A 19,228-nucleotide genomic window follows, 5' to 3' on the forward strand; every position below is an offset into this window, starting at 1 on the left:
GATTTTTTGGTCGGGACGGAGTGATTCGAACACTCGACCCCTTGCACCCCATGCAAGTGCGCTACCGGGCTGCGCTACGCCCCGACGATGCTTACGTGTTACCGAAAGCGGGAAGAACTATACATTAAGCTTTTGAATTAAGGCAACTTTTTCTTTTGCCCTATTTCCGCAGGACGTGCAACACGTCCTCGAGCTCGACGATCATCTGCTTGATCAGCTGACGATACTGGGTGGTGTCGTCCTTGGCCTCGTCGCCGGAGAGGCGCTGACGCGCCCCGCCGATGGTGAAGCCCTGATCGTAGAGCAACGCGCGAATCTGCCGGATCATCAGCACGTCCTGGCGCTGGTAGTAACGGCGGTTACCCCGCCGCTTGACCGGATTGAGTTGTGGAAACTCCTGTTCCCAATAACGCAGGACATGGGGCTTGACCGCGCAGAGCTCGCTGACTTCGCCGATGGTGAAGTAGCGCTTGCCGGGTATCGCCGGTAGCTCGTCGTTATGACTTGGTTCCAGCATATGCCTCGACCCTGGCCTTCAGTTTTTGCCCTGGACGAAAGGTGACCACACGGCGAGCCGTGATCGGGATCTCCTCTCCTGTTTTCGGGTTGCGGCCGGGTCGCTGGCGCTTGTCGCGCAAGTCGAAGTTACCGAACCCGGAAAGCTTGACCTGTTCGTTCAGCTCCAGAGCCTGGCGGATCTCTTCAAAAAACAGCTCCACCAGCTCCTTGGCTTCCCGTTTGTTCAGGCCGAGCTCTTCGTACAGACGTTCCGCCATTTCAGCTTTCGTCAGAGCCCCCATACGCTACTTCCTTAACGTGGCGTTGAACCTTTGTTCGAGGCAGGTGAGGATATTTTGCGTAGTAGTACTCACCTCATCGTCATTAAGAGTGCGCGATGGATGCTGCCAGGTCAAGCCGACTGCCAGGCTTTTTCTAAGCGGATCAATGCCTTTACCGTGATAGACGTCAAATAGCTTGAGGTCTGTCAGCCACTCGCCCGCCGCCTCGCGAATGGCGGCGAGCACGGCCTCGGCCGGCTGTTCGCGATCGACCAGCAGTGCCAGGTCGCGGCGTACTTCGGGGAAGCGCGACAGCTCGCTGAACACCGGCATGCGCCCGACTGCCACTTCGGCCAGCAGCAGCTCGAAGAGGAACACCGGCTGATCCAGACCGAGGGTCTTGGCCAGCTCCGGATGCAGGGCACCGATGAAACCAACCAGACGCCCCTCCCGCTCGATACGCGCGGTCTGACCCGGGTGCAGTGCCGGATGCTCGCCCGGCACGAAGGCGAAGGCATCGGCAGCGCCGGCACAGCCCAGCAGCGCCTCGACATCGGCCTTCAGATCGTAGAAGTCCACACTCTCGCGGCTATTGGCCCAGCCTTCCGGCAGACGGCTGCCGCTGATCACGCCGCCCAGCATGGTTTCCTGCTTGAGGCCTTCGAGCTGGCCGACGAAACGCAGGCCGCTCTCGAACAGACGCACGCGCGACTGCTGGCGATTGAGGTTGTGCTCCAGCGCCTTGACCAGGCCCGGCCACAGCGAGGAGCGCATGGCGGCCATGTCGGCGGAGATCGGGTTGGCCAGTTGCAGCGGGACGACGCCTGGGTTGAACAGCTCGAACAGCTTGGGATCGATGAAGCTGTAGGTGATGGCTTCCTGGTAACCGCGTGCCACCAGCAGGCGACGCAGGGCCGGCAGCTCGGCACGGGCTTCGGCCTTGGCCTGCGGGGCCAGGCGCGCCTGCGGGTAACGCACCGGCAGGCGATTGTAGCCGTACAGACGACCCAGCTCTTCAATCAGGTCCACTTCCAGGCTGATATCGAAGCGGTGGCTCGGCACGCTGACCTGCCACTGGCCGGCACCCTCGGCGGTCACGCCCAGGCCCAGCGCGCTGAGCAGGCGCTCGACTTCGGCGCCATCCATGTCCAGGCCAAGCATCTGGCTGATGCGCTCGGCGCGCAGAGTGATCGGCGCGACGGTTGGCAGGTCGGCCGCACTGGCCACTTCGATGATCGGGCCGGCGTCCCCGCCGACGATCTCCAGCAGCAGCGCAGTGGCGCGCTCCATGGCGCTGCGCGCCAGCTGCGAGTCGACGCCGCGCTCGAAGCGATGCGAGGAATCGGTGTGCAGGCCATAGGAGCGCGCCTTGCCGGCCACGGCGATGTTGTCGAAGAAGGCGCTCTCGAGGAACAGGTCGCGAGTCTTGCCGCTCACGCCGCTGTGCTCGCCCCCCATCACGCCGGCAATGGCCAGGGCGCGCTCGTGGTCGGCGATCACCAGGGTGTCGGCGCGCAGGCCGACTTCCTGGCCATCCAGCAGGACCAGCTTCTCGCCCTCTTCCGCCATGCGCACGCGGATGCCGCCGTTGATTTCGGCCAGATCGAAGGCGTGCATCGGCTGACCAAGTTCGAGCATCACGTAGTTGGTGATGTCGACGGCGGCGTCGATGCTACGGATATCGGAGCGACGCAGGCGCTCGACCATCCATAGCGGGGTCGGCTTGGACAGGTCGACGTTGCGAATGACGCGGCCCAGGTAGCGCGGGCAGGCCTTGGGCGCCAGCACCTCGACCGGACGCACTTCGTCATGGACAGCCGCGACCGGGGCGACGGAAACCGCCGAGACCGAGACGCCGTAGATGGCGCCGACTTCGCGGGCCAGACCGGCCAGCGACAGGCAGTCGCCGCGGTTCGGGGTCAGGCCGATTTCGATGCTGGCATCGTCCAGGCCCAGGTAGGCGCGAATGTCCTGGCCGACCGGAGCATCCGCCGCCAGCTCCATCAGGCCGCTGTTGTCGTCGCTGATCTGCAGTTCGGAGGCCGAGCAGAGCATGCCCTGGGACTCCACGCCGCGCAGCTTGGCTTGCTTGATCTTGAAGTCGCCCGGCAGTTCGGCGCCGATCATGGCGAAGGGAATCTTGATGCCGGCACGGGCATTGGGTGCACCGCAAACCACCTGGAAGTTGGCGCTGCCGTTGCTGACCTGGCACACACGCAGCTTGTCGGCGTCCGGGTGCTGCTCGGCGCTGAGGATCTCGCCCACCACCACGCCGCTGAACTGGCCGGCGACCGGGATCACCGCGTCCACTTCCAGGCCGACCATGGACAGGCGGGCCACCAGCTCGTCGCGCGAGACGTCCGGGTTCACCCAGCTGCGCAGCCACTGTTCACTGAATTTCATACTGTCTGTTCTCCTTAAACGAATTCGATGACGAAGGCGGTACTAGCGAAATTGCGCCAGAAACCGCAGGTCGTTATCGAAGAACAGGCGCAAGTCATTGACGCCATAACGCAGCATGGCCAGGCGCTCGACGCCCATGCCGAAGGCGAAGCCGGAGTACTTCTCCGGGTCGATGCCGCTCATGCGCAGCACGTCCGGATGCACCATGCCGCAGCCCATCACTTCCAGCCAGCCGGTCTGCTTGCACACGCGACAGCCCTTGCCCGAGCACATCACGCACTGCATGTCGACTTCGGCCGAGGGCTCGGTGAAGGGGAAGAAGGACGGGCGGAAACGCACGCCCAGCGGCTTCTCGAAGAACACCCGGAGGAACTCCTCGATAGTGCCCTTGAGGTCGGCGAAGCTGATGCCCTCGTCGACCAGCAGGCCTTCGACCTGGTGGAACATCGGCGAGTGGGTGATATCGGAGTCGCAGCGATAGACGCGGCCGGGGCAGACGATGCGGATCGGCGGCTGCTGCGACTCCATGGTGCGCACCTGCACCGGTGAGGTGTGGGTGCGCAGCAGCATGTTGGCGTTGAAATAGAAGGTGTCGTGCATCGCCCGCGCCGGATGGTGGCCGGGAATGTTTAGGGCTTCGAAGTTGTGGTAGTCGTCTTCGACTTCCGGGCCCTCGGCGACGTTGTAGCCGATATGGGTGAAGAACTGCTCGACGCGCTCGAGGGTACGGGTGACCGGGTGCAGGCCGCCGGAAGCCTGGCCGCGGCCCGGCAGGGTCACGTCGATGCGCTCGGACGCCAGCTTCTCGGCGAGCAGGGCCTGCTCAAGCACGGATTTGCGGGCGTTCAGGGCGTCCTGAACCTGGTTCTTGGCGGCGTTGATCAGGGCGCCAGCCTGCGGACGCTCCTCGGCCGACAGCTTGCCCAGGGTCTGCATCAGGGCGGTCAGCTCGCCCTTCTTGCCGAGATACTGAACCCGGAGTTGTTCCAGGGCGTTGACGTCTGCGGTGTTTTGCACGGCCTCTAGCGCTTGCGAGACCAATGCATCCAGGTTTTCCATGTACGGACTCCAGATACGAAATAGGGGAAGAGCTTGAAGGCTCTTCCCCTATCTTTGACGTTGCCACCGGGCAAGCCCGGTGATTGTCGGGGGACTTAAGCCAGAACGGCCTTAGCTTTCTCGACAATCGCAGCAAACGCCGCTTTTTCGTTCACTGCCAGATCGGCCAGGACCTTACGGTCGATTTCGATCGACGCCTTTTTCAGGCCAGCGATCAGACGGCTGTAGGACAGACCGTTGACGCGAGCACCGGCGTTGATACGGGCGATCCACAGAGCACGGAACTGACGCTTGCGCTGACGACGGTCGCGGTAGGCGTATTGGCCTGCCTTGATCACCGCCTGCTTGGCGACGCGGAACACGCGCGAACGCGCACCGTAGTAGCCCTTGGCGAGCTTCAGGATTTTTTTGTGACGAGCACGAGCGATAACGCCACGCTTAACACGAGCCATGAGTAATTACCTCTAAATATCTTGACCGATTAACGAACGCGCAGCATGCGCTCGACTTTAGCTTTGTCCGACGGGCCGATCAGCGAGCTGCCGCGCAGCTGACGCTTACGTTTGGTGGACATCTTGGTCAGGATGTGGCTCTTGAAAGCGTGCTTGTGCTTGAAGCCCGAAGCAGTCTTCAGGAAGCGCTTTGCAGCGCCGCTCTTAGTTTTCATCTTTGGCATGTTTGGTACTCCGCATTCATTAACAACTGATAACCATCAGGCCTGCCAGTGCCCGGGAGGTTATTTACGCTTCTTGGGAGCGATGACCATCATCAGCTGGCGTCCTTCCAGCTTAGGATGCTGTTCAACGGTGCCGAGTTCGGCGAGGTCGGCTTCGACCCGCTTCAACAGCTCCATGCCCAGTTCCTGGTGGGCCATCTCACGGCCGCGGAATCGTAGCGATACCTTGGCCTTGTCCCCATCTTCAAGGAAACGTACCAGGTTGCGTAGTTTTACCTGGTAATCCCCTTCTTCCGTCCCTGGACGAAACTTGATCTCTTTGATCTGCTGCTGGTGCTGATTCTTCTTCGCAATAGCAGCCTGCTTTTTCTTTTCGAACAGGTGCTTGCCGTAGTCCATGATGCGGCAAACCGGCGGGACTGCGTCAGCGGAGATCTCTACCAGATCCAGCTTGGCTTCTTCAGCCACGCGCAATGCCTCATCAATCGAAACAATACCAACCTGCTCGCCGTCCGCACCAATCAGGCGAACCTCACGTGCGGTGATGTTCTCGTTGATCGGCGCCTTGGGAGCGGCCCGCTTATCCTGTCTCATTTCACGCTTAATAGTTATTACTCCGAATCTTGGCGACCACGCCGGGAAACCGCTTGCTGCAATTGCGCGGCGAACTGCTCGAGGGGCATGGAGCCCAGATCGACGCCTTCACGGGTGCGCACAGCAACGGATCGTGTCTCAACCTCCCGATCTCCAATAACCAAGAGATAGGGAACCTTGAGCAAGGTATGCTCGCGGATTTTAAAGCCGATCTTTTCGTTTCTCAAGTCAGCCTTGGCACGAAAACCGCTTTGGTTGAGAGTTTTCTCTGCTTCGCGGGCAAAATCGGCCTGCTTGTCGGTGATATTCATGATCACCGCCTGGGTCGGCGCCAGCCAAGCCGGGAACGCCCCTTCGTAGTGCTCGATGAGGATGCCGATGAAGCGTTCGAAGGAACCGAGGATCGCCCGGTGCAGCATGACCGGATGCTTGCGGTTGTTGTCCTCGGAAACGTACTCCGCGCCCAGGCGCACCGGCAGATTGAAGTCCAGCTGCAGAGTACCGCACTGCCACACACGCCCCAGGCAATCCTTCAGCGAGAACTCGATCTTCGGCCCGTAGAAGGCGCCCTCGCCCGGCTGCAGGTCATAGGCCAGCCCGGCACTGTCGAGCGCCGCCGCCAGGGCCGCCTCGGCGCGATCCCACAGCTCGTCGGAACCCACGCGCTTTTCCGGACGAGTGGACAGCTTGAGCTGGATGTCGGTGAAACCGAAGTCGGCGTAGACCGCCTGGGTCAGCTTGATGAAGTCGGCGGATTCGGCCTGCATCTGCTCTTCGGTGCAGAAGATGTGCGCGTCATCCTGAGTGAAGCCGCGCACGCGCATGATGCCGTGCAGCGCCCCGGACGGCTCGTTGCGGTGGCAGGCACCGAACTCGGCCAGGCGCATCGGCAGCTCGCGATAGCTCTTCAGCCCCTGATTGAATACCTGCACGTGGCACGGGCAGTTCATCGGCTTGATCGCGTAATCGCGGCTTTCCGATTCGGTGGTGAACATGTTCTCGGCGTAGTTGGCCCAGTGCCCGGACTTCTCCCACAGGCTGCGATCGACTACCTGCGGCGTCTTGATCTCCAGGTAACCATGCTCGCGCTGCACCTGACGCATGTACTGTTCGAGCACTTGGTACAGGGTCCAGCCATTGGGATGCCAGAACACCATGCCCGGCGCCTCTTCCTGGGTATGGAACAGGTCCAGGCGCTTGCCGATCTTGCGGTGATCGCGCTTCTCGGCTTCTTCGATGCGCTGGATATAGGCCGCCAGCTGCTTCTTGTCCGCCCAGGCGGTGCCATAGATGCGCTGCAGCTGCTCATTCTTCGAATCACCGCGCCAGTAGGCACCGGAAATACGGGTCAGCTTGAACGCCTTGAGGAAACGGGTGTTGGGGACGTGCGGACCGCGGCACATGTCGACGTACTCCTCATGGAAGTACAGCCCCATGGCCTGCTCGTCCGGCATATCGTCGATCAGGCGCAGCTTGTATTCCTCGCCGCGCGCCCTGAACAGCTCGACGACCTCGGCACGCGGCGTCATCTTCTTGATGACGTCGTAGTCCTTGTCGATCAGCTCGGCCATACGCTTTTCGATGGCCGCCATGTCTTCCGGGGTGAAGGGACGGTCGATGGCAATGTCGTAATAGAAGCCTTCATCGATGACCGGACCGATCACCATCTTGGCGTTCGGATAGAGCTGCTTGACCGCATGCCCAACCAGGTGAGCGCAGGAGTGGCGGATGATCTCCAGCCCCTCTTCGTCCTTCGGCGTGATGATCTGCAGGGTCGCGTCAGCCTCGATCAGGTCGCAAGCATCGACCTGGCGACCATTGACCTTACCGGCCAGGGTGGCCTTGGCCAGGCCCGCACCAATGGACTGGGCGACCTCCAGCACGGAAACCGGATGATCGAACGAACGCTGACTGCCGTCGGGAAGAGTAATGATGGGCATGGCGCCTCCTCTCCTAGTGGTGACCCCTACCAAAGGTCACGTGGGTTGGGATGAGCCAGGAAGCGATCCGGCGGTATACCTGCCGAACGATGGCAGGAGCCCCAAGGGCCAACCAGAACCGAACCAGAGTCACTGGAAGTAAAGAGTGCGGATGCTTTCAGAAAGCCTGAACCCTGACAAGCAACCACAGACAATATCCGAGCGGAATTCCCGGAAGTTTTTGCCGCCACGAATGACGAGCAACAAAAAAGGGGTCGTATCAACGACCCCTTTTTATCGATTTGGTAGGCACAATTGGACTCGAACCAACGACCCCCACCATGTCAAGGTGGTGCTCTAACCAACTGAGCTATGTGCCTTCGATGGGTGCGCATTCTACGCAGAAGTTTTTGGCCGTCAACAGGTTTTTTCGCTAACTCACTGAAATAGGCCAAATTTTTTATTTCAGCCAGGCTCGTTGAATATTTTGCACAGGCACTAGCCGGGCATTTTCAACTCAGGTAGGATCGGCTCATTCGTAAAAAATAAAGAACAGAGGTTCAAAATGGCGCACACGGCATACCCACAATCCTACTACGCCGCTTCTGCCAACCCCGTTCCCCAGCGCCCTGCCCTGCAAGGTGAAGTGGAAACGGACGTCTGCATCGTCGGCGCCGGCTATACCGGCCTGTCCACCGCGCTGTTCCTGCTGGAGAACGGCTTCAAGGTGAGCATCGTCGAGGCGGCCAAGGTCGGCTTCGGTGCCTCCGGGCGCAACGGCGGGCAGATCGTCAACAGCTACAGCCGCGACATCGACGTGATCGAGCGCAGCGTCGGCCCCAAGCAGGCGCAACTGCTCGGGCAGATGGCCTTCGAGGGCGGGCGCATCATCCGTGAGCGCATCGCCAAGTACGACATCCAGTGCGACCTCAAGGACGGCGGCGTGTTCGCCGCGCTAACCGACAAGCAGATGGGCCACCTGGAAGCGCAGAAGAAGCTGTGGGAGCGCTACGGCCATACCCAGCTGGAACTGATGGACGCCAAGCGCATCCGTGAGGTGGTGGCCACCGACAACTATGTCGGCGGCATGCTCGACATGAGCGGCGGCCATATCCATCCGCTGAACCTGGCCCTGGGCGAGGCCGCCGCGGTGGAGTCGCTCGGCGGGGTGATCTACGAGCAATCCCCGGCCACCCGCATCGACCGCGGCGCCAACCCGGTGGTGCACACCCCCGAAGGGCGGATCAAGGCCAAGTTCGTGGTGGTGGCGGGCAACGCCTACCTCGGCAACCTGATGCCGGAGCTGTCGGCCAAGTCGATGCCCTGCGGCACCCAGGTGATCACCACCGAGCCGCTGTCCGACGAACTGGCCGCCAGCCTGCTGCCGCAGGATTACTGCGTCGAGGACTGCAACTACCTGCTCGACTACTATCGCCTGTCCGGCGACAAGCGCCTGATCTTCGGCGGCGGCGTGGTCTACGGCGCGCGCGACCCGGCCAATATCGAGGCGATCATCCGCCCGAAGATGCTCAAGACCTTCCCCCAGCTGAAGAACGTGAAGATCGACTTCGCCTGGACCGGCAACTTCCTGCTGACCCTGTCGCGCCTGCCCCAGGTCGGCCGCCTCGGCGACAACATCTACTATTCGCAGGGTTGCAGCGGCCATGGCGTGACCTACACCCACCTGGCCGGCAAGGTGCTGGCTGAGGCGCTGCGCGGCCAGGCCGAGCGTTTCGACGCCTTCGCCAACCTGCCGCACTACCCCTTCCCCGGCGGGCGGATGTTCCAGGTACCGTTCAGCGCCCTCGGCGCCTGGTACTACACCCTGCGCGACAAGCTGGGCGTGTAACGAGCGCAGAAACAAAAAACGGCGCCCTCGGGCGCCGTTTTCGTTTGCCTTATGGACAGGCCGGCAAGGCCTGACATTGACCCGTTGCGACGCTCGCCTTCAGCGGCGCGGCAAAGCGCGCATCCTCCGGGGCCAGGCGCCGCGCGCAGGCCTGGGCCTGCTGCGCACGTTCACCGCAGCCTTGCTCGCCGAGCAACTGGGCCAGATTGAACCAGCCGGCGGCGAAATCCGGCTCGCGTTGCAGGCTGGCGCGCAGCGCCTGCTCGGCGCCTTGGCGATCACCTTCGGCATAGCAGCTGTTGGCCAGAGCGAACCAGCTCAGCGCCTGCTCCGGCCAGGCCTGGGTGGCGCGTCGATAGGCACGCTGCGCCGCCATCTTGCGCCCGGTCTGCTCCAGATCGCTGGCGGCCTTGAGCCAGGCGCGCATGTCGGCCTGCGCCGGCAATTGCTCCGGCGGCAAGGCCAGCACCGCCCAGCGCCCGCCGCGCGCCCAGCTCTGGTCGAAGCTGGCGAAATCATCCACCAGGCGCCGCGTGGTGCCGGAGCGCAGGATCAGCGTGCGCTCGCGACGGTCGTAGCCGACCACCACGGCGAAGTGCCATTGCGGGTAGAAGTCGAACGCCAGGTTCTGCAGCACCAGCACCGGATTGCCGGCGGCCACCTCGGCCAACAGCGCCTCCAGACGCGGCTGCAGCGGATACACCAGCATGTCGTGGCTGCGTGCGGCGGCAACCATCTCCACCTGCAGACTGCCTTCGCGACCGGGCAGGTAGACCTTGTCCTTGAGCACGCCAGGGGTGGTCAGCACGCCGCGCTGGTTGAGCATGGTGGCCAACGCCGCCGGTCCGCACTGGTAGGCGTCCTGCGGGAAGAACGGCACATCGCTCAGCTCGACCCGCTCAGGCAAACGCTCGGCCTCCGGCGATAACAGCGGAGACCGAGCGCAGGCTGTGAGTAGAACGACTGAAGCGATACAGGCGAGGCGAATCAGCGATTGATGCATTTGACGAAATTGAAGATGTTGGTGGCGCACAGCATATCAGTGATGATGAAGATCACCAGGAACAGCACGATGATGCCGACCACGCCGGCACCGGCGGGCGCCTGATCCAGCTGCTGGTTGAACTGCGCCAGCTCGGCCGGGGTTAGGCTGGCGATACGCGACTCCACCTGCTCGCGCTCGACGCCCATGGCCACCAGTTTGTCCTTGACCTGCTCGTCGTCGAGCATGGCCATCAATTGCGCCTGATCCACCTGGTGCTGCTGTTCGGCGAGCACCTCGTGGGTGCCGATCATGGCCGCATTGGCGACGGGTATCTGCACCACCAGCAGCAGGTGCAGCAATGCGGTGAAGAACGCCAGACGGCGCAGAACGGGGTGCATGGACATTGTCATTGTGGTTGTCTCCTGAGACGGCTAGGTAGCCAATAGACAGTATGGCAGGCGTCCGGGTTCACCCCGAAAATCAGCACCCGCTCACACTTCCTGCAGCAACTGGCTGAGCACCGCTCGCAACTTGCCCGGCTTGACCGGCTTGTTCAGCAGCGGCGCACCCAGCGCCTGCAGCTCGCGGCGGCAGGCGTCGCTGCGGTCGGCGCTGATGATCAGCGCCGGAATCGGCCGGGCGAACGCCTCGCGCAGCTGCTGGATCACCTGGCAGCCGAGCACGCCGTGATCGAGGTGGAAATCCGCCAGTATCACCTCCGGCGCCCTGCCCTGCAGGCGCTGCAGCGCTTCGGGCAGATCCAGTGCGGTGACCACCTCGCAGCCCCACTGGCCGAGCAGCGCGGCCATGCTGTGCAGGATCGCCTCTTCGTTGTCGATCACCAGCAGGCGCCGCCCCGGCAGCGGGTCGCCGAGCAGCGGCTGCGGCATGGGCTGCGCCGGCCGTTGCGGGCGCTCGGCGGCCAACGGCACGCGGATGCTGAACAGCGAGCCGCGCCCCGGCTGCGAACTCACCCGTACCGGATAACCGAGCATGCGCGCGATACGCTCGACTATGGCCAGGCCGAGGCCGACGCCCTTGCGCTCGGTAGCGCGGCCGACGTCCAGCTGGTTGAACTCGAGGAAGATCTTGTCCAGTTGGTCGGCAGGAATGCCGCGGCCGCTGTCCCAGACCTGCAGCTCGAGAAACTGGCCGCGCCGCCGCGCGCCGAGCAGCACGCCGCCGCGTTCGGTGTAACGACAGGCGTTGCTGAGGAAGTTGCGCAGGATGCGCGTGAGCAGGCGGAAATCGGTGTGCACCGCGCAGTCGGCGATGCGCACGCGCAGGCGTAGGCCGCGGGCCACGGCGACGCCGTCGAACTCCGAGGCCAGCGGCGCCAGCAGCTCCTCCAGGCGATAGACGTCGAGGTCCGGCTTGATCGCCGCCTGGTCCAGCTTGGAGATGTCCAGCAGATCGGCGAGCAGATCCTCGGCGCCTTCCAGTGCCAGGTGGCTGCGTTCCACCAGGCTGAGCTCGGCGCTCGGCAGTTCGCGCTCACGCAGGGTGGAGATCAGCAGCCGCGCCGCGTTGAGCGGCTGCAGCAGGTCGTGGCTGGCGGCGGCCAGGTACTTGTCCTTGCTGCGGTTGGCCGCCTCGGCGGCGTCGCGCGCCTCGCGCAGGGCCTGCTCGATGCGCTCGCGCTCTTCGATCTGCCGTTGCAGGTTGCGGTTGGATTCGAGCAGCTCGTAGGTACGTGCAGCGACCCGGCGCTCCAGTTCGTCGTTGAGCTGTTGCAGGCGCTGCTGGGCCTGCTTGCGCTCGGTGATGTCGGCGACGAAACCCTCGAACAGGCCCTCACCTTCGGGCTTGAGCAGCAGGTTCATCAACACGTCGATGACGCTGCCGTCGCGCCGGCGCAACTGGGTTTCGTAGCCGACCAGGGCGGCGCCGCGGCCCAGCTGCTCGCGAATCCGCGCCAGCTCATCGAAACCGCCGACGAACAGGTGGCGCGCCAGGTCGTTCAGCGACCACAGCACCTGCTGCGGATCGTCGTAACCAAGCATGCGCGCCATGGCCGGGTTGGCCGCCAGCACGCCCTGCTGCAGGCTGGCCTGGAAGATGCCGTGCACGGCGTGCTCGAACAGCCATTTGTAGCGGTTGCGCTCGGTTTCCAGCTCCTCCAGGCGCGCCAGCAGCTCGGGGTAGTGGCTCTTGCGCGCCGACTGGCTGCTGAGCCCCAGCAGCCCGGCTAGCGCCTCGTCAGAGCGCCTCGCCATAGACCACCTCGACGTCGCGCTGGGTCGACTCGCGCGGGTTGGTAAGGATGCACGGATCGTCCATGGCATGGCTGGAAAGGAACGGAATGTCCGAGCTGCCGACGCCATGCAAGCCGAGGGTTTCGCGGAAGCCCACGGCATGCTTGAAGGCGATCAGGTGCTCGACCAGGCGCTGGCGAATCTGCGCGTGGTTCAGCCCGCGACAGTCGATGCCGAGGGTTTCGGCGATGACCTTGAAACGCTCCGGCGCCGCGCTGTAGTTGAAGGCCACCACGTGCTCGACCAGCACCGCGTTGCACAGGCCATGCGGCAGGTCGAGGAAGCCGCCGAGGCTGTGGCTCATCGCATGCACCGCCCCGAGGATGGCGTTGGAGAAGGCCAGCCCGGCCTGCATGCTGCCGAGCATGATCTTCTCGCGCAGGGCGATGTCCGCCGGGTTGGCGATCATCTGCACCAGGTTGCCGTTGATCAGGCGCATGGCCTCCAGCGCATGCGGGTCGGTGAGCGGGCCGTGGCCCGTGGAGACGAAGGCCTCGATGGCGTGCACCAGGGCGTCGATGCCGGTACAGGCGCTAAGGAAGGGATCCATGCTCAGGGTGGTTTCCGGGTCGATCAACGACACGTCCGGCACCACCGCCTTGCTGACGATGGAGAACTTCATCCGTTCCTGCTGGTTGGAGATGATCACGAACTGCGAGACATCGGCCGAGGTGCCAGCGGTGGTCGGAATCAGGATCAGCGGCGGGCTGGGCACGCGGATGGTATCCACGCCCTCGAACTCGAGGATGCTGCGACCGTGAGCGACGACGATGCCGATGCCCTTGGCGCAGTCCATCGGGCTGCCGCCGCCGACTGCGACTATGACGTTGCAGCCCTCGCTGCGATACAGCTCGGCGCCGGCCATCACCTCCTCCACCCGCGGGTTAGGCGAGACCTGGGTGTACAGGCAATAGGCGATGCCCTGGGCCTGCAGGCTGGCCTCGATATCGCCGGCCCAGCCGGCCGCGACTACACCGGGGTCGGACACCACCAGCACCTTGCGTGCGCCGAAGGTCTTGGCGTAGTTGCCGACGTTGTGCCGGGAGCCGGCGCCGAAGATGATCTCCGGGGAAACGAATTTACGCAGTTGGCTCAAATCGTGGCTCATGCAACGGCCTGATCTTGTTGTTATGGAATGGCTTCCAGCCTACTGCATTGCTCGGCCAATGCAATGCGACCTACGCCTAGCGCAGGGCCTGGTAGAAGGCATGCTCGGCGCGCAGCGCCGCGGCCAGATTGGCGGCCTGGCGAAAGCCGTGGCGTTCTTCGGCGAACTGGTGATACTCGACCGGCAAACCGCGCCGGCGCAGCGTCGCCACCATGGCCTCGGTCTGGCTCGGCACCACCACCGCGTCCAGCCCGCCTTGAAAGAAGATCAGCGGCGCAGCGATGCGCTCGGCCTGCAGCAGCGGTGTACGCGCCCGGTAGCGCTCGGCATCCCGTTCGGGATCGCCGATCAGCCAGTCCAGATAATCCGCCTCGAACTTGTGGGTGACCCGACGCAGCGCCAGCGGGTCGCTGACGCCGTAGAGACTGGCGCCGCCGCGCAGCCCGGGTAGCTCGGCCAGCGCCCGCAGCGCGCTGTAGCCGCCGGCGCTGGCACCGCGAACGAACACCTGCGCCGGATCGATAGCGCCGTCACTGGCCAACTGGTCGATGGCGGCGCGGATATCCTCGACCTCCAGCGCCCCCCACTGCCCCGCCAGACGCAGCCGGTAGGCGCGACCGTAGCCGCTGCTACCGCGGTAGTTGAGGTCGAGCACGGCGTAGCCGCGCAGCGTCCAGAAGGCGATGCGCGGATCGAGTACCGGATAGCAGGCCGAGGTGGGGCCGCCGTGCAGGAAGATCAGCAGCGGTGGGCGTGATTCGGCGGCAACGGGCGCATAGAAAAAACCATGGCTGCGCTCGCCCTCGCCCACCGCACAGCTGAATGGCTGAGGCCGTGACAGCTGTGCTTCACCTAGCGGCTGCTCACCGCCCGCCAGTATCTGCAACGCGCCATCGCTGCGGCAAATGGCAAGCACCGCCGGCAGGCGATCCGGGGCGGCAGCGATGCAGTAGAAATATTCGCTATCGGCAGCCAGGCTGCGGAAACGTGTAAACCCTTCGGCCAACCGCCGCTCTGCGTAGGGTGCGCTGTGCGCACCGATTGGTTTGCCGCTGAGATCGCTGGTGCGCACAACCTGGGCGGCCCCGCGCCCCTCTACCAGAATGCCTACACCCTGCTCGAAACGGGTCAGCAGCAGCTCACCATGCTCCAGCGGCAGATAGGTGCGGCCACCCAGTTGCCAGAGCGCCGGCGCATGATCGTAGGGTGCGGCTTGCAGCTCTAGGCCGTGGTCGATGCACCCGGGCTGCCACCAGCCCGCCTTGTCGCTCAACACCCACAAGCGGTGCTGCGCATCGAAGCGTGGCTGCTGCAGAGAACGATCACCCGCCTGCCCGGCCAGCACCCGAGTAGGCTGGCCCGACTCGCGCTGGCACAGGCGCGTGGCGACCCAGGGCTGGTGCGGGCGATCCCACTCGATCCAGGCCAGGCGTTGGCCAGTGGAGTCCGCCACCGGCGCTGCGTAGAAATCGGCGCCCTCGACCAGCACCTCGCGCTGGCCATCGAGGCCGATACGCACCAGGCGATGCAGCACCGCGCCGCGCTCATGACTCTCCTCCACCGCCAGCAGCGCCTGCCAGGCGGGCACGAAGGCCAGGTCGCCATAACGGCAGTGAGAGCGAGCAGTCAGCGCCTGAGGCTCAAGGCCCGTAGGAGCGGCTTTAGCCGCGAAGCCCTTTGGCTCACCGCGGTTCGCGGCTAATGCCGCTCCTACGGAAATACCTGCCATCGGCAGATGGTAGATCTGCTGATCACGCTCGTTGACGAAGGCCACGCCCTGCTCCGTGGCACAGCAGGCGCCGCCGCCGTATTCGTAGACGCGGCTGCGTACGGAAAACCCCGGCGGGGTCAGCTCGCAAACTGCGCCATCGCACCAGAAGAACAACCCGCAACGGGCCTGCAGCGGATCGAAGGCCACCCACAGCAGGCCGTCATGGGCGGCGTGCAGTTCGGCGAAGTCGGCGCTGGCGGCTGCGGCCTGTTCGGCGCTCCAGATCGACTCGGGATCGGTCACGCCTTGCATATGATTCGCGAGGCCTTTTCGTTGCGGTACTGCAGGCTCTCCAGCCCCAGCGGCGCTTCGTCGGCCTGCTGGCGGGCGGCGAGGATCACGCCGTGATGGGGCGACTTGCTGCACACCGGGTCGGCATTGCTGGCGTCGCCGGTGAGCAGGAAGGCCTGGCAGCGGCAGCCGCCAAAATCCTTGTGCTTCTCGTCGCAGCTGCGGCAGGGCTCGGCCATCCAGTCGTCACCGCGAAAGCGGTTGAAACCGAAGGAATGCCGCCAGATGTGCTCGATGCTGTGCTCGCGCACATTGGGAAACTGCACCGGCAGCTGCCGCGCGCTGTGGCAAGGCAGCGCCGTGCCGTCCGGGGTGATGTCGAGGAACAGGTTGCCCCAGCCGTTCATGCAGGCCTTGGGCCGCTCCTCGTAGTAATCGGGGGTGACGAAGATCAGCTTGCACGAGTGATTCTCGGCCGCCAGTTTGTCGCGCCACTGGTGGGTGATGCGCTCGGCGCGTTCGAGCTGCGCGCGGGTCGGCAGCAAGCCGACGCGGTTGAGCTCGGCCCAGCCGTAGAACTGGCAGGTGGCGAGCTCGACGAAATCCGCCTCCAGCTCCAGGCACAGCTCGATGATGCGCTCGATATTGTCGATGTTGTGCCGGTGGGTGACGAAGTTGAGCACCATCGGGTAGCCATGGGCCTTGACCGCACGGGCCATGGCCAGCTTCTGCGCGAAGGCCTTCTTGGAGCCAGCTAGGAGGTTGTTCACCTCCTCGTCAGCAGCCTGGAAGCTGATCTGGATATGGTCCAGCCCAGCCTCGGCGAACTCGGCAATACGCGCTTCGGTCAGGCCGATGCCGGAAGTGATCAGGTTGGTGTAGTAGCCCAGGCCGCGCGCCGCCTGGATCAGCTCGACCAGATCCTGACGCACCAGCGGCTCGCCACCGGAAAAGCCCAGCTGCGCCGCGCCCAGTTCACGGGCCTGGCGGAATACCTCGATCCACTCGGCGGTGCTGAGCTCGGCACCCTGCTGGGCGAAATCCAGCGGGTTGGAGCAGTACGGGCACTGCAGTGGGCAGCGATAGGTCAGCTCGGCCAGCAGCCAGAGCGGCGGCCCTGGTTCATGACCTGCTTTAGCGAAGCTCGATCCAGAACTGAGCATGGGCCACCTCCATAAAGGCGAGGATGTCTTCGTCGATGCCGGGCACATCGGGGAAGCGCTGGTGCAGGCTGTCGATGATCTCGGCCACCGAACGCTTGCCATCGACCTGCTGGAGGATCTCGCCGGCGCTGTCGTTGAGCTTGATCATGCCTTCCGGGTAGAGCAGCACATGGCAGCCTTGGGCCGGCTCGAACTGCAGGCGGAAGCCGCGGCGGATGGCGGGGATATTGGGCAGGATGGCAGCAGTCATTGTTCGGGCTCCTGACTGGTGCGCACGGCGCACCCTACAAAAGACTCAACCGCAGGGTACGTCATGCGCACCGACACATCGGGTTTCATAGCGCGATCCCCCGATGCCAGACGCGCTCGGTGGTCACCGTGTGGTACGGCGGGCGCTGCAGCTCGTAGGCCATGCTCATGGCGTCGAGCATGCTCCACAGCACGTCGAGCTTGAACTGCAGGATATTTAGCATGCGCTCCTGCGCCTCACGGGTGCGGTAGTGCTCCAGGGTGATGCGCAGGCCATGCTCGACGTCGCGCCGCGCCTGGCTCAGGCGCTTGCGGAAGTAGTCGTAGCCGGCCGCGTCGATCCACGGGTAGTGCTGCGGCCAGGCGTCCAGGCGCGACTGGTGGATGGTCGGCGCGAACAGCTCGGTCAGCGAGCTGCTGGCCGCCTCCTGCCAGCTGGCGCGGCGGGCGAAGTTGACGTAGGCGTCGACGGCGAAGCGCACCCCGGGCAGCACCAGCTCCTGCGACAGCACCTGCTCGCGGTCGAGACCGACCGCCTCGGCCAGGCGCAGCCAGGCCTCGATACCGCCCTCCTCACCTGGTGCACCGTCATGGTCGAGGATGCGCTGAATCCACTCGCGGCGGGTCTCGCGATCCGGGCAGTTGGCCATGATCGCGGCATCCTTGAGCGGGATATTGACCTGGTAGTAAAAACGGTTGGCCACCCAGCCCTGAATCTGCTCGCGGGTGGCCCGGCCTTCGTACATGGCCCGGTGGTAGGGATGGTGAATGTGGTACAGCGCGCCCTTGGCGCGCAGCGCCTGCTCGAATTCGGCAGGGCTCATGGCAGGCTGGCTCATCGGCTCTCCGGATTTTTGTTATCGGCCCGTTACAGGTGGATGCTCATCCCATCGAACGCGACCTCGATGCCGCGGGCGTCCAGTTCGGCGCGCTCGGGCGAATCCAGGTCGAGAATCGGGTTGGTGTTGTTGATATGGATCAGGATCTTGCGTGCCGCCGGCAGGCCATCGAGCACCTCGAGCATGCCGCCCGGGCCGCTCTGCGGCAGATGGCCCATCTCGCTGCCGAGCTTGTCGCCCACCTCGCACCGGCGCATCTCGTCGTCGCGCCACAGCGTGCCGTCCACCAGCAGGCAATCGGCGCGGCGCATCCAGCCCAGCAGCGGCTCGTCCACCTGACCCAGGCCGGGGGCGTAGAACAAGGTCCCACCCGTGCGCAGGTCCTCGATAAACAGGCCGATGTTGTCGCCCGGATGCGGATTGCCGCGGTGCGGCGAATACGGCGGCGCGCTGCTGCGCAGGGCGATGGCGGTAATGCTCAGCCCCGGACAGGCGGGAATGCTGAAGGGTTCGGCGTCCAGCTCGATCAGCCGGTGCTGCAGGCCGCCGTTCCAGTGGCTGAGCATGTTGAACAGCGGAAAGCCGCTGGTCAGGTCCTGATGGACCATCTCGGTGCACCAGACCTGGTGCGGGCAGCCCTCGCGCAGGGTCAACAGGCCCGTGCAATGGTCGATCTGGCTGTCGAGCAGGACGATGCCGGCGATCGCCGTGTCACGCAGCTGGCGTGCCGGCTGCAGGGCGGGAAAGGCCTCGAGCTGGGCGCGAATATCCGGCGAGGCGTTGCACAGGATCCACTCGCCGCCGTCATCGGAAAGGGCGATGGACGACTGGGTACGCGGCTGCGCGCGCAGGGTGCCGGCGCGCACGCCGCGGCAGTTGCGGCAGTTGCAGTTCCACTGGGGAAAACCGCCGCCGGCGGCGGAACCGAGAACCTGGATATGCATGGGGCGTTACCGATTGGGATGCCCCGGACGAACCGGGGCCAAGGTCGATCAACGGTTGGCGAAGTACATGGTCACTTCGAAGCCAATACGCAGGTCGGTGTAGGCGGGTTTAGTCCACATGGTGCGGTCCTCTTGTTATTGAGCCGGGGCATTCCGGCAACCCCATTAAGCCCCCGGGCAGCGAGCGGCCAAATGGTACTTTGGGAGGAGATTCGGCTGGCATTGGTAGGTAAGCGCACCCTATGGACAGCTGTGCATCGGCAATAAAAAACGCGGCCGAAGCCGCGTCGCGATAAGGAATCTGCTGCCGTTCAGGCCATGGCTGCCCGCAGATCCACCCGGGTAGGGTTCGTCGCCGTGCAAGAGGCGGCGCGCCGGAGCGAGCGCGCCGCGTTATGGGATTG

19 protein-coding genes and 2 tRNA genes are annotated in these 19,228 nt (G+C 64.3%); 1 reads left to right on the plus strand and 20 read right to left on the minus strand.

The annotated features are described in order from the left end of the window. Window positions 1–7: 7 nt before the first annotated feature. The 10 genes from ACW9UL_RS13645 to ACW9UL_RS13690 form a co-directional block, all read right to left on the minus strand. A tRNA-Pro gene (locus ACW9UL_RS13645) sits at window positions 8–84 on the minus strand. Between the two features lie 76 nt (window positions 85–160). Beyond that, window positions 161–517 (minus strand): MerR family transcriptional regulator, encoded by a 357-nt coding sequence (locus ACW9UL_RS13650; protein ID WP_021441988.1) that lies wholly within the window; start codon window positions 515–517, stop codon window positions 161–163. After that, window positions 498–800, minus strand: coding sequence for an integration host factor subunit alpha (gene ihfA, locus ACW9UL_RS13655; protein WP_003243414.1), 303 nt, complete (start codon window positions 798–800; stop codon window positions 498–500). The genes ACW9UL_RS13650 and ihfA overlap by 20 nt, the downstream gene beginning before the upstream one ends. 3 nt (window positions 801–803) lie before the next feature. Next, complete coding sequence (gene pheT / locus ACW9UL_RS13660; protein ID WP_457787335.1) at window positions 804–3,182, minus strand: phenylalanine--tRNA ligase subunit beta; 2,379 nt, start codon at window positions 3,180–3,182, stop codon at window positions 804–806. A gap of 42 nt (window positions 3,183–3,224) precedes the next feature. Beyond that, a complete protein-coding gene (gene pheS, locus ACW9UL_RS13665) occupies window positions 3,225–4,241 on the minus strand; it encodes a phenylalanine--tRNA ligase subunit alpha (RefSeq protein ID WP_122107038.1) in 1,017 nt (338 codons plus the stop codon). A 95-nt stretch (window positions 4,242–4,336) separates the two neighbouring features. Then, window positions 4,337–4,693: a 50S ribosomal protein L20 gene (gene rplT / locus ACW9UL_RS13670; RefSeq protein ID WP_003243409.1), complete on the minus strand. Its 357-nt coding sequence runs from the start codon at window positions 4,691–4,693 to the stop codon at window positions 4,337–4,339. Between the two features lie 29 nt (window positions 4,694–4,722). Next, the gene (gene rpmI, locus ACW9UL_RS13675; RefSeq protein WP_031302581.1) at window positions 4,723–4,917 is read right to left on the minus strand and encodes a 50S ribosomal protein L35; all 195 of its coding nucleotides are present in this window, start codon (window positions 4,915–4,917) and stop codon (window positions 4,723–4,725) included. 60 nt (window positions 4,918–4,977) lie between these two features. After that, window positions 4,978–5,529, minus strand: a complete 552-nt coding sequence (gene infC / locus ACW9UL_RS13680; RefSeq protein WP_177342863.1) for a translation initiation factor IF-3 — start codon at window positions 5,527–5,529, stop codon at window positions 4,978–4,980. Then, window positions 5,529–7,451 carry a threonine--tRNA ligase gene (gene thrS, locus ACW9UL_RS13685; protein WP_021441983.1) on the minus strand — a complete coding sequence of 641 codons (1,923 nt, stop codon included), beginning with the start codon at window positions 7,449–7,451 and terminating at the stop codon, window positions 5,529–5,531. The genes infC and thrS overlap by 1 nt, the downstream gene beginning before the upstream one ends. A 282-nt stretch (window positions 7,452–7,733) precedes the next feature. Continuing rightward, window positions 7,734–7,810, minus strand: a tRNA-Val gene (locus ACW9UL_RS13690). Between the two features lie 185 nt (window positions 7,811–7,995). On the opposite strand from ACW9UL_RS13690, the gene ACW9UL_RS13695 reads away from it, so the two are divergent. Then, entirely contained in the window at window positions 7,996–9,279 is a 1,284-nt protein-coding gene (locus tag ACW9UL_RS13695; protein WP_457787336.1) for an NAD(P)/FAD-dependent oxidoreductase, read from the plus strand. Between the two features lie 49 nt (window positions 9,280–9,328). Here the strand turns inward: ACW9UL_RS13695 and ACW9UL_RS13700 are convergent, their stop codons facing one another. The 10 genes from ACW9UL_RS13700 to pqqA form a co-directional block, all read right to left on the minus strand. Next, window positions 9,329–10,282, minus strand: a complete 954-nt coding sequence (locus ACW9UL_RS13700) for a PA2778 family cysteine peptidase (protein ID WP_457787337.1) — start codon at window positions 10,280–10,282, stop codon at window positions 9,329–9,331. Continuing rightward, window positions 10,267–10,668, minus strand: coding sequence for a PA2779 family protein (locus ACW9UL_RS13705; RefSeq protein WP_021441980.1), 402 nt, complete (start codon window positions 10,666–10,668; stop codon window positions 10,267–10,269). Before ACW9UL_RS13705 ends, ACW9UL_RS13700 begins: the two co-directional genes overlap by 16 nt. 87 nt (window positions 10,669–10,755) lie before the next feature. Continuing rightward, the gene (locus tag ACW9UL_RS13710) at window positions 10,756–12,480 is read right to left on the minus strand and encodes a hybrid sensor histidine kinase/response regulator (RefSeq protein ID WP_457787338.1); all 1,725 of its coding nucleotides are present in this window, start codon (window positions 12,478–12,480) and stop codon (window positions 10,756–10,758) included. Beyond that, on the minus strand, window positions 12,464–13,627 hold the full coding sequence (gene ercA, locus ACW9UL_RS13715) for an alcohol dehydrogenase-like regulatory protein ErcA (RefSeq protein WP_021446377.1): 1,164 nt from the start codon (window positions 13,625–13,627) through the stop codon (window positions 12,464–12,466). The genes ACW9UL_RS13710 and ercA overlap by 17 nt, the downstream gene beginning before the upstream one ends. Before the next feature lie 76 nt (window positions 13,628–13,703). Beyond that, the gene (locus ACW9UL_RS13720; RefSeq protein WP_457787339.1) at window positions 13,704–15,650 is read right to left on the minus strand and encodes an alpha/beta hydrolase family protein; all 1,947 of its coding nucleotides are present in this window, start codon (window positions 15,648–15,650) and stop codon (window positions 13,704–13,706) included. Continuing rightward, a complete protein-coding gene (gene pqqE, locus ACW9UL_RS13725) occupies window positions 15,638–16,792 on the minus strand; it encodes a pyrroloquinoline quinone biosynthesis protein PqqE (RefSeq protein WP_457787340.1) in 1,155 nt (384 codons plus the stop codon). The genes ACW9UL_RS13720 and pqqE overlap by 13 nt, the downstream gene beginning before the upstream one ends. Further along, the gene (gene pqqD, locus ACW9UL_RS13730; protein ID WP_021446380.1) at window positions 16,764–17,042 is read right to left on the minus strand and encodes a pyrroloquinoline quinone biosynthesis peptide chaperone PqqD; all 279 of its coding nucleotides are present in this window, start codon (window positions 17,040–17,042) and stop codon (window positions 16,764–16,766) included. The genes pqqE and pqqD overlap by 29 nt, the downstream gene beginning before the upstream one ends. An 85-nt stretch (window positions 17,043–17,127) precedes the next feature. Further along, complete coding sequence (pqqC, locus tag ACW9UL_RS13735; protein ID WP_457787341.1) at window positions 17,128–17,880, minus strand: pyrroloquinoline-quinone synthase PqqC; 753 nt, start codon at window positions 17,878–17,880, stop codon at window positions 17,128–17,130. Window positions 17,881–17,909: 29 nt separating this feature from the next. Further along, the gene (gene pqqB / locus ACW9UL_RS13740; RefSeq protein ID WP_457787342.1) at window positions 17,910–18,824 is read right to left on the minus strand and encodes a pyrroloquinoline quinone biosynthesis protein PqqB; all 915 of its coding nucleotides are present in this window, start codon (window positions 18,822–18,824) and stop codon (window positions 17,910–17,912) included. A 48-nt stretch (window positions 18,825–18,872) separates the two neighbouring features. Next, entirely contained in the window at window positions 18,873–18,944 is a 72-nt protein-coding gene (pqqA, locus tag ACW9UL_RS13745) for a pyrroloquinoline quinone precursor peptide PqqA (RefSeq protein WP_003243383.1), read from the minus strand. Window positions 18,945–19,228: the final 284 nt, after the last annotated feature.

Source organism: Pseudomonas sp. PL-6, from assembly GCF_054110165.1.

Bases quoted from the DNA above. Each gene is read 5' to 3' on its own strand.
- pqqB (WP_457787342.1), bottom strand. From the start codon at position 18,824: ATGCATATCCAGGTTCTCGGTTCCGCCGCCGGCGGCGGTTTTCCCCAG.
- ACW9UL_RS13720 (WP_457787339.1), bottom strand. From the start codon at position 15,650: ATGCAAGGCGTGACCGATCCCGAGTCGATCTGGAGCGCCGAACAGGCC.
- pqqC (WP_457787341.1), bottom strand. From the start codon at position 17,880: ATGAGCCAGCCTGCCATGAGCCCTGCCGAATTCGAGCAGGCGCTGCGC.
- ercA (WP_021446377.1), bottom strand. From the start codon at position 13,627: ATGAGCCACGATTTGAGCCAACTGCGTAAATTCGTTTCCCCGGAGATC.
- ACW9UL_RS13705 (WP_021441980.1), bottom strand. From the start codon at position 10,668: ATGTCCATGCACCCCGTTCTGCGCCGTCTGGCGTTCTTCACCGCATTG.
- ACW9UL_RS13650 (WP_021441988.1), bottom strand. From the start codon at position 517: ATGCTGGAACCAAGTCATAACGACGAGCTACCGGCGATACCCGGCAAG.
- pheT (WP_457787335.1), bottom strand. From the start codon at position 3,182: ATGAAATTCAGTGAACAGTGGCTGCGCAGCTGGGTGAACCCGGACGTC.
- ihfA (WP_003243414.1), bottom strand. From the start codon at position 800: ATGGGGGCTCTGACGAAAGCTGAAATGGCGGAACGTCTGTACGAAGAG.
- ACW9UL_RS13695 (WP_457787336.1), top strand. From the start codon at position 7,996: ATGGCGCACACGGCATACCCACAATCCTACTACGCCGCTTCTGCCAAC.
- ACW9UL_RS13700 (WP_457787337.1), bottom strand. From the start codon at position 10,282: ATGCATCAATCGCTGATTCGCCTCGCCTGTATCGCTTCAGTCGTTCTA.
- rpmI (WP_031302581.1), bottom strand. From the start codon at position 4,917: ATGCCAAAGATGAAAACTAAGAGCGGCGCTGCAAAGCGCTTCCTGAAG.
- rplT (WP_003243409.1), bottom strand. From the start codon at position 4,693: ATGGCTCGTGTTAAGCGTGGCGTTATCGCTCGTGCTCGTCACAAAAAA.
- pqqD (WP_021446380.1), bottom strand. From the start codon at position 17,042: ATGACTGCTGCCATCCTGCCCAATATCCCCGCCATCCGCCGCGGCTTC.
- pqqE (WP_457787340.1), bottom strand. From the start codon at position 16,792: ATGCTCAGTTCTGGATCGAGCTTCGCTAAAGCAGGTCATGAACCAGGG.
- pheS (WP_122107038.1), bottom strand. From the start codon at position 4,241: ATGGAAAACCTGGATGCATTGGTCTCGCAAGCGCTAGAGGCCGTGCAA.
- ACW9UL_RS13710 (WP_457787338.1), bottom strand. From the start codon at position 12,480: ATGGCGAGGCGCTCTGACGAGGCGCTAGCCGGGCTGCTGGGGCTCAGC.
- thrS (WP_021441983.1), bottom strand. From the start codon at position 7,451: ATGCCCATCATTACTCTTCCCGACGGCAGTCAGCGTTCGTTCGATCAT.